Genomic DNA, 12,564 nt, shown 5'->3' with positions numbered 1-12,564 from the left:
AAAATTGGAGATGACTTATGCCAAGACCAAACAGAGGCCCATACCTCGTATTCCTCAAGAAACGCAAAAAATATTACATCCGATGGTCAGAACGTGGACAGACCCGCGAGCGAAGCACGGGCACAGCGGATCAGTTCGAAGCTCAAGAAGAACTCGGCAAATTTATTAAATCAATTCGACAACATTTCGGACCTCTCCCTCCGGAGAAGTACATGATTGTTGATGCCATTGAAAACTATGTGGATGAGCATGCCGTCAACACGACTTGTCCTGAACGCATAGGGTATGCCGTGGATGCTCTCTTGAAATATTGGGGAAATAATAAAGTTTCCGATATTACCCGGCAAACATGTGAAGCATACCAAACCTTTCGACAGAAATCAGATAGCACGGTTCGGAGAGAACTAGGTGTCCTTCGAGCTGCGATCAACCACGATCATAAGATGGGACGTGTAACTCGATCACCGTTTGTCTGGCTACCCCCTAAGCCAGCAGGAAAAGACCGTTGGTTGACAAAAAAGGAGGCTGCAGCCCTTCTATGGGCAGCAAAATCTGAACCAAAAGTTCGTTTGTACCTTCCTTTGTTCATAATGCTCGGCCTATATACTGGCGCTCGGAAAGAAGCGATCCTCTCTTTGCGTTGGCCTCAAGTAAATCTCGAGGCAAGGCGTATAGACTTAAATCCTCCTGGTCGAATGCAAACTTCCAAAAGACGCCCTGTTCTTCCCATTCCCGGGCGGCTTATGGTTGCACTGAAACATGCCCGGTCAAGAGGTCACGACTTAGGTTATGTTGTGCATAAAGATGGCGAGCGATTAGGAGACATAAAAAAATCCTTTGCCACCGCTGCCCGTAACGCTGGTTTGGAAAACGTGACGCCACACACGCTGCGGCATACTTCCGGTACGTGGATGGCGCAAGCCGGTGTTCCTCTTTTTCAAATTGCAGGATGGCTAGGCCATAGCAACGAGCGCACTACCGCTCTCTATAGCCACCACCATGCAGACTATCTTTCAGATGCAATGAGGGCTTTCAAATGACGTCCACGTTAAGTCCATGTATCCCCCGTCAAACGACGTCAACTGACGCTTTCAAATTCCACAAAAACACTCAGAAAACTGCGAAAAACCGTGCAGATATGGAAACTCCGAAGGCAGAGGTCACACGTTCGAATCGTGTCGGGTGCGCCATATTTTTCAATGACTTAGTTTTTTTCCATGTTGTGAGCAAATCACTCATGGCACCTATGTGGCACCCCAATAAATCGTAGATATCACACTTTTGAACTTTCGCCCCTGACTCTGGGCAGTTCATTTGTTACTGATTACGCTAGTTCAAGAGCTCAAATTTTCGAGTTTTTAAAAAAATTAGTATTATTTGACGAACAGTTCTCTCAATAGTTATAAATATATGAAATAAAGCAGTCACAGACTTGCAAATAAAAAAAGTATTGGGATGAATCATGAAAATCTCCACCATACTTGATCACCTTGATAGCGGTCATATGGCGTTGCCAGAATTCCAGCGAGGATATGTTTGGAATAAAGATCAAGTTCGCGGATTGATGGATTCACTCTACCGCCGTCATCCAATAGGTGGCCTTTTAGTCTGGGTAACAAAATCAGAAACAGCATCTCACCGTGGAGACGGTCCCCTCGCGGCAGGTGTTGTAAAACTCCTTCTCGATGGACAGCAGCGGATAACAACACTTTATGGAAACTTCAGGCCTCAGTCTGAGCCATATCCTTCTGAACCTGCAAAACTTAAACGGTTTGCGGGGGCGCTAATAATTGCTCTTCAGATTTCAGATGAGTTGCCTTTGGATCAAATCCTAGGGTGCTTGGAAGAGGTTAGCAATGAAGATGCAATCGTTGATTGGATAATCCGCAACCCTCTCAAAATTAAGCAATACTGCTGGAGTCTTCACGACTGGGCAACCTTGCTTCATAGGGAGATCAAAGATACCCTCAACAGCCACAGTTAGCGAATGTTATTCCCCTCGGTCATCAGGTCGAGGGGAATTCTCATCAGGCTTTTTATCCGCTGCCCTATAGCTTTCGTGTTTGCATCAGAACCCAAGCAAACGTTTTAGGTGTCTCAGAAAAATTTTCCTGTTGGCGCTTAAACTCCATTTACAACAAGGTACCAGATAACCTGAAAATAGAAACGGGCTGTTTGTTATAACAGTGAGTGTGAAGAGCTAATGCCGTGGGGGTGAGTTTAAATAAAAGCCGTCGCGTAAACTGATATATCAGCCGCACTCATTCCTAACTGCCGCGCTAAATTTTGCCACTCGTTTAGTGCAGTTGTGACTTCCTCAATGATTTCCTCCGCGCGATCTTGTTTGAGGGCAAAATAAGGTGCTGTTCTGCGAGCTATATCCAAATCAGCTTCTGGTCCTTCTTCAGATATCCAGGTTGTTAGTTCTCGCGCCTTCTCCTCAATCGGTACAGGGTTCAGATCATATGCTGGAGATAGTCGCCATTTATTGTCATGATCGTAGAGAAATCCATGATTGCGCAGATGGTCGTCCAAATTACCAATCATCACATTGAAAACAATGCGTCGCCATAGTTCGTGTAAATCTTCTGTCGGGGCGCTTGAGTACATACGGATACATTCAGCGATATCTGTGTAGGTCGCTTCATCCCCATCATTCATCCCCAGCAAGCTCATTGCGGACAGAAAAGGCACTCGTTGTCCTTCCTTCCGATCAAATCGGGTGATAAGGCACACGGGGCGGCCCGCGACATCCTGAAGGCGTGCGTCAGCCACGTTTATCCCTGCTTTCTTCGCGAGTGTCATTGCCAAGACTTCCCCGTGGGGAATGCTGCGGTCATCATCTGGCTTTGGAAACTTAGCGATTGCCAGAGTACCGTCCTTATCCATCACTGCAGATTTAGGCCGAGCGCCACCTAGAGGAGATCCTTCATTTAGTAGCAACTTCAGATCCTCAGCTGTTTCGGTATTATTTGCAACGGCGTCTACGGCATTTATAAGTGCCGGAAGCTGAATAAGAGGGGGAACACGATAGTTACCTATATCATGATCGAAACTCTCTTCCCCTTCTCGTTTGTAGCGAAGGGCTCCAATCCGGGTGAAGTCATTGATGGCCAGTAGAAAGTCAATTTCTGAGAGAGTTCTCATCTCTCCGGATTTGCGAAAGGCACGTTTAATCAGCTGTTGTCCCCACCGATCTGGAGCGGTATCTCGCAGCGCGCCAGGCAAACCCGATTTTTCGGAATTGGTATAGATCTGTTGCTGGTCTAAAGGCAGGTTCGCCGGATCAATCGCAAAGGCATCTGGTTTACTCAACCAGTTCTCATCATATTCGAATACAGAACTTTGCCGCCGACCTTTGGCCACATAGCGGCATATACCAACCCGGTGGGTCTCCCCGGCATGGTCGATATAGACTTCGATACTGTCTGTCATGACTTAGGCCTCTGCTGCCGCTTGGAGTGGATCTTCTTCGGCAAGCTTTCCTCATCCAGATCTAGCCCCAAAGCATCCTCGCGCCGATCAGCAACCTGCCCCAAATTGTTGGCAAGCCCCAAAATGGCAAGCACCGTTGCGTACACTCCCATAGAAACCGAGGGGTCACCTTTCTCGAGCTTATAAAGCGTATTCCGGCTAATAAACGCGCGTTCAGCCATGGAAACGGTGGAAATCCGCCGCTTCTTCCGAGCAACGGCAATATCCTCTCCCAGTTTCTTTAGGGCTTGTCGTGCCCCTCTTGGTAACGTGCTATTGGCTTGGGTTTTCATTTTTTTGTCTTATAAAATGAACAATAAAAATATATTTGTTTATTATATAGGACATTTTAAAAAAAACAATGTATGTTTAACGTCAGCAATGAAGGTCTAATCGTTGATTGGATTATCCGCAACCCTCTCAAAATTAAGCAGTACTGCTGAGGCCTTTACGACTGGGCAACGTTGCTTCATAGAAAGATCAATGACGCGCTCAATGCTCAAACTAAACTCTTCGCTTCCCCTCGGTCATCAGATCGAGGAGCTTTCTCATCAGACTTTTTATCCGTTGCCCTCAATTCCCATTTTGAGAATCCGCTGCCGACTCCGAATGCCGTTGACTAAGCTTTCTACAAGCGCTTCTGGAAACTCTTGTGGGAGTGATTGTAAAGTGCGCTCTATTGCTGCATCGATAGCCCGTTGTACGGCTTTTAAAACATCTTCAACAATTGCTGTACCGAAGTTAGCCGCTTTCGCTGTTTGCAGGTAATGTCTTACCGCAACCTGTTCCATGCGATATTTTTTATTATCGCCCACAAACATTGCGAGTTTCATTTGCTTGCGCCGAATTTGACCATCATCCAGGGCTTTTTGTGCCGACAAAATATCGTAAAACGGCGTCATCCTAAAACCGTCAGGCTGCAAGGAGATACTGAAATTCTTTGCATGCCCATCCGTTGCTCCCAGAAGCCAAAACAGGATTTGTGCTTTCATAAAAGCTGTTTGATCTTCGGTTGGTGAATTGCTGGATTTTAATAGATCCATGCATTGCGCGATATTGGGCCCACCATCAGATTGATACTTCAGACTTGGGGGAACGGCTAATGCTTGGCAAAAGTCCTCCTGGGGAATACGGATCAGCTTGTCTGGCGCTATCCAGCGACGATCAAACCGTTCAACGACTAGAGCTTTGATATCTTCAAACTGATGAATTTCCACATTGGCAATATTCAGCCCCATATGCTGACAAAATTTCATGCAGAAAAATTCGTTTTCCACGCTGTCCTTCAAATCAATTCCATTTGGTAATTGTCCTAACTGCGTTTTGAAAATATGCGTAGTGGGTGTCATACCTCGGGGGCGTTCCCATTGATCATTTCGTTTTAGAAAGGCCGTTTTTTCTTGGGCGCCAGCAATAGAAATACGGAAATCATCATCGTCCCTCATTCCCAGTGGAGCAGTCTTAAGGTCACGAAGCGTCCGTGCAATTTCTGCTTCATTGACGGGCTGACCTTCTAATGCTGATCTTGCCGTAATGTCGCTGTTGGTTGAAAGAAATTGTAAAGCCCCGACACAATCACGACCAATTTTCTCCAGCATACTAAAGGCATCCAAACCTGAGGCATTCACTTTCGCAGCAACTCGTTCACGGATGGCTTGATTGTCAGGAAGAAGATTTTCCAGATACGCAATAACCGGTCCACCTTGATGAGGCTTCTCATTTAACGGCAGGGACAAAGAAATTGGAAACGCCCCCTCTAGGTCAAGCCAGCTTTGGGTATATTGGAAGCTTATCGCGCCGGAACGGGCGAGGGATATGCTTCCGACATGGCGACCGTTTAAGAAAACAGAGAGTTGTTTCATTGCATCAAGTCTTCTAGTTGAACAGATGCAGGCTTTTGACGTGGTAGAAGGTCAAACTCAAGCTCCAGTGCTTCCAACACACGAAAGATTGTTTTAATTTGTGTGCCAGTATCTCCATTTTCTAACGTTGATATGGTCGCGATGCGTAAGTTAGTCCGCGTACTGATATCTTTTTGCGTCAACCCGGCGGCTTTGCGTGCACGCCTTATAGCATCCCCCAACTGCTTTGCATTTCGAGCTGTCAATTTCATAGCGAATTTCCTTTATTTACGCCATAGCGTAACATATTTAAATTTACGCTACAAAGTAAATTATTAAAATTACGCTAGAGAGTAATAATATAAGAATTACCCTATAGAGTAATTTTTGGAAATTTACGCTCCAGTCCGATCAACACCCTACTCAACCTCTTGCCCATCAATTGAATGCACCTGAAGCCAGTCCTCACTTGTAAAATACTTGATTACCATCAAGGGAAAGACATATCGCAGTTCTGAAGAAGAATATTTTTGATAATTAGCACTCTTCCGTTCGGTCACCTTCCAGGCACCAAGTTTCTCTTGCATATGCGGATGCATAAGATACAGCCGAAAGCTTTCTGAGCGAGATCCTGGATTCTCAACGAAATGGTACGTCACTTTGGAAAGCGAATTTTCTTTATATTTTCGAAGAGATGTTTTGGAAGTAGATATTTCCACTAACCATCTGGTTCGCGGAATAACCCCTTCAAACTTGCATATAAACTCATTTAACTCGTCAAAATTTGTAAAACGCGTATAGGATTTATCTTTTAAACAATGGGTCAAATAGTGCCGCAAATACGGTTTAAAAGCTTCAACGCCTTCTTCCGCAATCTGAGCCTCCAAATCCTGAATGTTCTTAGCTGCCTGTAGGGCAAGAACGCGGCTAGAAGGTTCAGTGGGAATAAAAAGACTACAGGATTTCTCTTCCTCTGAAGTCTTAAACCCTAAACGAGCATTGGCCTCTCTCGTTTCTATTTCGGTGATAGCACAACTATTGGCTATAAAACGATCCAAATCGATAAGAGAAATATTAAAATCCCTAGCAAGGCGTTCTTTTGAATACCCCTCATTGCGTCTTTGAAGTAGAAGACACAGCACTTTGTGATCGATAGATTTCTGGCGACAAAAATCATCCAGCGACTGAGTTATTGGTGTTTGCAAGGCTGGCTCATAATGGTCTTTAACTAGCTTCTCTAATTCAGATTGCAAACTGTTCACTACTCTTTCGGCAGAGACAGCAGTCAGGTCTTTTTCTGCAGCAGCACCCTTTATTAATCGAGTCATTTTGCTTTTGCTCAACCCGGCTATCTGGCGAATTAATTCTCTACTGAGCGGGCCACTTGAACGTCGTAACTTCAGACCAATAATAAGGTCCGAGAAATGCAGATAGTGACGAAATGTCATATCTGGGCTTTCGTGACCAGCAAGTTTTGCCTAGTGCCAATAAACTCTTAGTTTCTCATCTTTTCGGCCACAGATAGCTTCAAAAATATCTGCCACCTGCCCTTCGCTCACTCCCATAAAATGGCTGGAAATCGACCATTCGCGCTCTATCACAAATTGCAGATTTGAGAGCGCTGTGTGTCTCAGGTGGTGGAAAACCATATCGTTATTGCCAGTTATATGACGCATCAAGGATGTAAATTGCCTCGAAGTTTCTAAAGCATTCCAGGGGACAGTTGACTGCTGTGTATCGCTAAACAGCAAAGCCTGCTTCATTGTTGTTGCAGCCGATTTGAGAGAATAGAAGTCCCTGAATAACCCCATCTCTTCTGACGTCAGCAAGACTGAAATAGGTATCTTTCTGTTCGAAGATCGTGTTTTGTTGCTTCCATACCGGTTATTGGTAACAAATATCCAACACGTTTCCCCAACGAAAACATCTTCCAACCTTATTTTTAGAATCTCTCCTATTCGCAAGCCTGTTCGATACGCGAGAATAAACAAAATCTGTAAGGCTTGAACCTTATATGAGGGTAGGGTAAATTGCTGCATGAGCGCTTTCATGCAAGCAAAATAATGATGATTTGGTAGGTACCCGGCTCGAACGACCAAGGGGTGTTTCTTTGCAGATCCTAAACTTTCCTCAAATCTAGGAAAATCGTACATTCTAACACAGAAATCATGAAAGCGTTGGAGGTACCATGCAAGGTCGCTTTTCAACTTCTTTGATTTTGCCAGTTTCAAAACCTGTTGATAGCAATCGTAAAAGTCCTCTCCCTCCATTTCTTGCAGGTCTAAATCATAAAATAAATCTCGAATAGCAGGCCCTATTGTGGAAAGGTAGGCTTTCACCGTAGAAACTTGTAAATTATCGTTATCCAGTAGATCAATTGCCCAGTCTCTGAGAATCTTCACAGATTCACACCAATCGTCAGCAACAAGTGACTTCAAGTCCTTACTTGCTTGCTCCCGGGACACTTTATCTCCTGTAGCCGTTTTACTTCTTAGTAAAGTATGAAGCTCACGGTACTCGGTTCTTCCCAACGTTTGTCGAGACCGCTGACTAGAATTTTGACTGACTGACGATACACTGGATAGATCCCAGCTAAATTCTGCTTCTTTGGGCTCCTTAAACAACAATTCAAATTGTGAAAAAGGAAGAGAGACCGAAATCTGATGCCCGGTCATGACCTCAGATAGGGCCATAGAAATGTCCGTTGGATTTAGATACTCAAAATAGGCGTTACCAAATTGACAAATTTCTTCATAAGGAATTCTTAGATGGGGTGGATAACCAATTTTACTTTGGAGCTCCGAAAATGCGTTGGCAATTGCGCCATTGGATTTTGGTTTTAGAGCCTTCTCTCCCTTGGCATCATTGAAGCGTCTTAAAAATAAGAGGCTCACGGGATCTAAGAACCATCTATGGGTCAGAACGGGCTTGCCGTCCAGAATACCAGTTTGGATAGATTGGTCAGAAAAAACCAAATCCATAAAATACTGATCAGAAAGAAAGTCCGAACCCCAGTTTCTTTGGCGAATGGAAGATAGCGAGACCCCATCTGTCGTAAGTTCTTTTGTTAGCGCGCTAAGAGCCTTTTTATCATTTAAACCTCCGAAAGTAGCTGCAGAGGTAATGCAAGCCGCCAACCACATTTCTGGGGAAAAATCTTCTGAGTTATGGTTTTCGAGAAAATCCAGTAAATAGGTCACAAAATTAATAACTGACTGTGAAGACCTATGCCATTTTCGTGTTCGCCACGGAGCAGACCGAGATAGCGTCACAGGAAGATCTGGTATGTAAAGCTGATCGGCTTCATCCCGCTTTTGGTTTAGTTTGACAATATTTCTGTAAAAAGTTTTTTTAATCCGGAATCGCAATGACATTTCATTATGATCAGCAACCAAGGCTTCCATTGCCTTCCGTACAGCCTCATTTTTCTCGTCAACCGTTGAAGACGTGCGATAAAGAGGCAGTTGATCCCACTCTTCCTGAATTCTTTTATCTAGCTGTTTCAGTCGAACTTGTTTCTGCGCCGATCTCTTCCCAGAACCCACGCTTGCGAGCTGTTGTTGGTTTGCCTTTTTTTCCTGTATAGGAGCAGCATAATCAGCTCGTTTTATTGTTAAGTTATTGACCCCGTTTTTCGCCAACAGATTTCCAATCACATCGGAGGCTTGTCTTAAATCAGCATGCGAGAGACCTGACCATCTGTTTGTTGGTTCCAGTTCAAAATTTCCATGTCCTAAATGGGCATCAACGATGTCTTCTGGTAGCTCGTTTCGAAGAAGGGTTGCCCAAAAATGCCTTGGCCAGTTAAGAGGTAGGTTAGCAAACATTGATCCGGCATAGCCGTTCACCAAGAACTTAGGTTGCAGTGCGTGTATTCTATTATTTTTGCTCCATATGAGAAAAGGGCCTTCTCCTGTTAGTGCCCGCTCGACTAGTGAATAGTCTCGATGTTGAGTTTGATTGCAATAAACCTCCAGTTTTTCCAAATGGATACGATAGGTAACTAACTGTTGGGCTACCACTTCTGGAAAATATATTATCCTTGCCGCGAGCTCTAATTTTATTTCCTTATCGGAGATCCAGGCACTGCATGCATTCAGATTAATGTCACCCCAGAAATCAAATGGCGCAGAAACTGGACGAATTGCTGTGGCAATATTTAAGAGCAAATAGGTGTAAGCTGCTATGTCATTGTGACGTTCAATTGGTGACAACTTGTAGTTATCCACCTTTTTTTGACATTTAACCTGAAAGTTTCGAACTTCTTGAAAGATTTTTACCGGTGATATTTCAATACGACTGCCAACTCTCTTCCCTTTGGATCTGTCTATGTTTGCGTGGGGAGAGCGCGTCTCAGTAGCAGATAACAATTTTGAAACCGCTCGCTGATAAATATCAATCAGTTTATTTGAACCTAAAGTGCAGTAATATTGGGGTGCATACTGGGTCGCTAGATTTCCGCAGATTACTGAAGAAATGACTTGTTGTCCGCAGATTTGGAAAACAACCCGGTACAATACATTCGCCAGTCTTGCGGGCGTAATCTTGGTACCCGTCTCTTTAGCCATTTCTGCAATAAAATCTTTGAAAGCTTCTAGTGTAGGGAATGCAACATTTTCTTGCCTAAGGTGGTTCAATGGGTCCCGCAAAAACTCCGGTAATGGTAACCAATAACAATTACGCTGCTCATGATCCAACAGGTCGCAATATGGTTGAACCTGTTTATGTTCAGGCAAGGAAAGGTTTATTTCGAGCGCAGGCGGCTTTAGGCCGGTGCGAAAAAGTAACCGGTCAGAATGCTCAGTTTTTTTCCTGCCAGGAGTCGCTTTTTCAATTATCCGACAAACTGTTTCGAAATTTCTTCCTGTGTAGAGACATAGAAGTCCCAGCACTATGAGTGACAACTCGTACTGACTAATTTTACCGGAATAAAGTCTGTCGAATAAACTCTTCTGAAACCTACCGATCTCTTCCATCGACACCATATCCAAATGACAGGGCGGTAATGCAGATTTCATAACTAAGGAATGAGTCAGACTTTGGCTGTGAAATCTCTTAATACTCGCCAATTTTGCTTTTTCTCGCTCTATTGGCGGGGCGATAGTGTGATAACTTCTTAAGGGTAAGTCGTCAGATTTCTGTTCCACATCCGAAACATTTTTAATGGGAACAGTTGTGTGAATTGTCTCAATAGTATGAGGATAATCTTCAGTTAAGACTGGATGGTATTCTAAAAAGCCAGTCTTTCGTTCAGATTTACCACCCGAAGAGCTACTGCGTTTTTTAGGTGCGGTTTCTTCTATAACGTAACTCAGTAACGGCGTAAGCATAGAGGCATGCCGCTCAAAGTTTTCTGTATGCCTGAGCTCCTCCAATTTATCAGATAGTTCTGTCAAATTCTTTGGCTGATGAGGAAGTTCAGCAAAAAATTGCTGATACTTTTTTTGATCCAACCTGCGAATAGCGTCAGAAGCCCTGGAGACTGGGCTATTAGAGGTACTCTCTTCATTAATTGTATTGACCGTAAAAGAACAAATAGCTCCGGTCACAAGAGCTTTTAAGATCTCATGTTTTGCGAATTTACTTTCGTCTCCCACTGTATATGAAAGCATTGCCCAAAAGGGCAGCTCCGTAATTTTCTTGTTAGTCGATATGAAATTCCATAATGGATTTTCATTTGAAATCTTAAAGTCTTCGGACGCGGAAGGAATGCGGTGAGCAAGTCCCTTGATTAACTGACCATTTGGTTCAGGGTCCCGCTTTTGGAAAGTAGAAAGATAGTGTTGAAGCAATTCGACTGAATAATCTCTAATGTCTCTAGAAATACTTTCAATCCCTAGAGCCTTCAATAAATCCTCAAATTCCATTCAGTACTCCGAATTCCGATTGCGAACACGAAGACGATCCTGAGAAACCGTAAGTTTTTTTGCGATATGCGTGCGAGTTATTTTCTTTTTCCCAAAATAGGCGATGCTGACTTTTTGAGGTAAATCAGTTAGAATAAGATCAATGATTTCTGCTAGGTTTCTCTGTTTTTCAGGAAACATCATCAATGTGAAGAATAATTCGCCCCAGCCAAAGAGCTCAAAGTCGTCAGGAGGGTTATCTTTGTAATCAATCGCTCTACAAACAGTCACTTTACGATTGTAAATAAATTCTGCGGTCCGAAATCCACCGATAAACGTGATTTGATTTTTCGTCGCTGGATTATGTGTTTTCGGAGAGATGATATGCAACGGCGTTCTTAAAACAAACTCTTGGGCCCAATCTGGGTCCAAAAATTCAGCATTCACCTCATGTTTGAAAGAACACCAAATCTTGTATGGCTTTTCTATAGCAGAGTGAGGTCGCAGTGTTTTGCCGGCTAATTTTTTTGAAACATGCTTTCCCCGGGCACCATGAATAATCATATCGCGGTTTCCTTTTCAGGAAACGAAACTCCTAATAAACGAAGGTGCGCTTCGTAAAATTCATACAAGCGACTCTCATATTTTTTTCTTTTTTGATAACGAAGCCAATGAGAAAGTTCACGGCTCACACCTTCCCGTGGCACTCTCAAGTGCCAATGCTTCTCAGAAAACTCTTGTAGCTCACGATACCGCTCCATCCAGGTTGAATGATCACTCAACCGAAACTTATCAAAAACATGCGACTTTAAGGATTTACCTTTCGGCGTAACACTGGGAAGAGTACGTTCATCGATAAACGACCCAAATTTTTTGGTGGGGAAGAATTCAATGCTTTCTAACTGCATCTTCTCGTATGCCGAAAGCCGCCCTTCGCGATATCTCACATATTGATATTTTTGCCAGACCCATAAATCTGCATAGGGCTCGGTTTTCGGAATCGGTATATTTCCGTAATGCCTCCTAAAGTCAGCCAAACGTTGAAAGTTATATTGCCAGTTTAATGAAAAAATTGAATTGGCTGGGGGCGTTCTGTCAACAGCAGCGAGTTGTCCACACTCTGATGAATTGTCAGAACTGGAGTCGAAAAAAGGCCACTTACCTTTTCCGAACGTAACACCTTTGGGAAGTTCTACTCTAATACCCAGCAACAACAGGGAAAGTACTTCTGAATCTGTCAATTGTTGTCTGGCGGCTTTGGTTGTCTGTTCCAAAACCCATTGTGCTGACTCAGGCTTTAGATTTCGTGATTGAACTTTGTTTTGTGTATTTAGTTCAACTCTTTCAACTATACGCACTAGGCACTCAACGTAACTATACTCTGCAAGCAAACCCACTTCCTT

At 43.7% G+C, this 12,564-nt stretch carries 9 protein-coding genes and 1 pseudogene; 2 read left to right on the top strand and 8 right to left on the bottom strand.

Features of this window, described 5'->3' with window-relative positions; translation table 11 throughout:
- Nucleotides 1-17: 17 nt before the first annotated feature.
- Entirely contained in the window at nucleotides 18-1,040 is a 1,023-nt protein-coding gene (locus HH301_RS03730) for a tyrosine-type recombinase/integrase (protein WP_240969433.1), read from the top strand.
- Nucleotides 1,041-1,462: 422 nt separating this feature from the next.
- Nucleotides 1,463-1,726: pseudogene (locus HH301_RS17940) on the top strand (DUF262 domain-containing protein); the annotation flags it as partial.
- 494 nt (nucleotides 1,727-2,220) lie between these two features.
- On the opposite strand, the gene HH301_RS03720 reads toward HH301_RS17940, so the two are convergent.
- The 8 genes from HH301_RS03720 to HH301_RS03685 form a co-directional block, all read right to left on the bottom strand.
- Nucleotides 2,221-3,435: a type II toxin-antitoxin system HipA family toxin gene (locus HH301_RS03720; RefSeq protein ID WP_169566774.1), complete on the bottom strand. Its 1,215-nt coding sequence runs from the start codon at nucleotides 3,433-3,435 to the stop codon at nucleotides 2,221-2,223.
- The gene (locus HH301_RS03715; RefSeq protein WP_169566772.1) at nucleotides 3,432-3,767 is read right to left on the bottom strand and encodes a helix-turn-helix domain-containing protein; all 336 of its coding nucleotides are present in this window, start codon (nucleotides 3,765-3,767) and stop codon (nucleotides 3,432-3,434) included. The genes HH301_RS03720 and HH301_RS03715 overlap by 4 nt, the downstream gene beginning before the upstream one ends.
- A 267-nt stretch (nucleotides 3,768-4,034) precedes the next feature.
- Nucleotides 4,035-5,336 (bottom strand): type II toxin-antitoxin system HipA family toxin, encoded by a 1,302-nt coding sequence (locus tag HH301_RS03710; RefSeq protein ID WP_169566770.1) that lies wholly within the window; start codon nucleotides 5,334-5,336, stop codon nucleotides 4,035-4,037.
- Nucleotides 5,333-5,587 (bottom strand): helix-turn-helix domain-containing protein, encoded by a 255-nt coding sequence (locus tag HH301_RS03705; protein ID WP_169566768.1) that lies wholly within the window; start codon nucleotides 5,585-5,587, stop codon nucleotides 5,333-5,335. Before HH301_RS03705 ends, HH301_RS03710 begins: the two co-directional genes overlap by 4 nt.
- Before the next feature lie 147 nt (nucleotides 5,588-5,734).
- A complete protein-coding gene (locus HH301_RS03700; protein ID WP_169566766.1) occupies nucleotides 5,735-6,763 on the bottom strand; it encodes a hypothetical protein in 1,029 nt (342 codons plus the stop codon).
- Between the two features lie 30 nt (nucleotides 6,764-6,793).
- The gene (locus HH301_RS03695; RefSeq protein ID WP_169566764.1) at nucleotides 6,794-11,182 is read right to left on the bottom strand and encodes a tyrosine-type recombinase/integrase; all 4,389 of its coding nucleotides are present in this window, start codon (nucleotides 11,180-11,182) and stop codon (nucleotides 6,794-6,796) included.
- The gene (locus HH301_RS03690; protein ID WP_169566763.1) at nucleotides 11,183-11,725 is read right to left on the bottom strand and encodes a hypothetical protein; all 543 of its coding nucleotides are present in this window, start codon (nucleotides 11,723-11,725) and stop codon (nucleotides 11,183-11,185) included.
- The gene (locus tag HH301_RS03685) at nucleotides 11,722-12,558 is read right to left on the bottom strand and encodes a Helicase associated domain protein (protein WP_169566760.1); all 837 of its coding nucleotides are present in this window, start codon (nucleotides 12,556-12,558) and stop codon (nucleotides 11,722-11,724) included. Before HH301_RS03685 ends, HH301_RS03690 begins: the two co-directional genes overlap by 4 nt.
- Nucleotides 12,559-12,564: the final 6 nt, after the last annotated feature.

The organism is Sneathiella limimaris, assembly GCF_012932565.1.
GTDB lineage: Bacteria > Pseudomonadota > Alphaproteobacteria > Sneathiellales > Sneathiellaceae > Sneathiella > Sneathiella limimaris.
This window is presented reverse-complemented; position numbering and strand designations above follow the sequence as displayed.

What these genes read in the sequence shown, in the direction of transcription:
- HH301_RS03720 (WP_169566774.1), bottom strand. Translation starts at nt 3,435, where the DNA reads ATGACAGACAGTATCGAAGTCTATATCGACCATGCCGGGGAGACCCAC.
- HH301_RS03710 (WP_169566770.1), bottom strand. Translation starts at nt 5,336, where the DNA reads ATGAAACAACTCTCTGTTTTCTTAAACGGTCGCCATGTCGGAAGCATA.
- HH301_RS03705 (WP_169566768.1), bottom strand. Translation starts at nt 5,587, where the DNA reads ATGAAATTGACAGCTCGAAATGCAAAGCAGTTGGGGGATGCTATAAGG.
- HH301_RS03700 (WP_169566766.1), bottom strand. Translation starts at nt 6,763, where the DNA reads ATGACATTTCGTCACTATCTGCATTTCTCGGACCTTATTATTGGTCTG.
- HH301_RS03730 (WP_240969433.1), top strand. Translation starts at nt 18, where the DNA reads ATGCCAAGACCAAACAGAGGCCCATACCTCGTATTCCTCAAGAAACGC.
- HH301_RS03690 (WP_169566763.1), bottom strand. Translation starts at nt 11,725, where the DNA reads ATGATTATTCATGGTGCCCGGGGAAAGCATGTTTCAAAAAAATTAGCC.
- HH301_RS03715 (WP_169566772.1), bottom strand. Translation starts at nt 3,767, where the DNA reads ATGAAAACCCAAGCCAATAGCACGTTACCAAGAGGGGCACGACAAGCC.
- HH301_RS03695 (WP_169566764.1), bottom strand. Translation starts at nt 11,182, where the DNA reads ATGGAATTTGAGGATTTATTGAAGGCTCTAGGGATTGAAAGTATTTCT.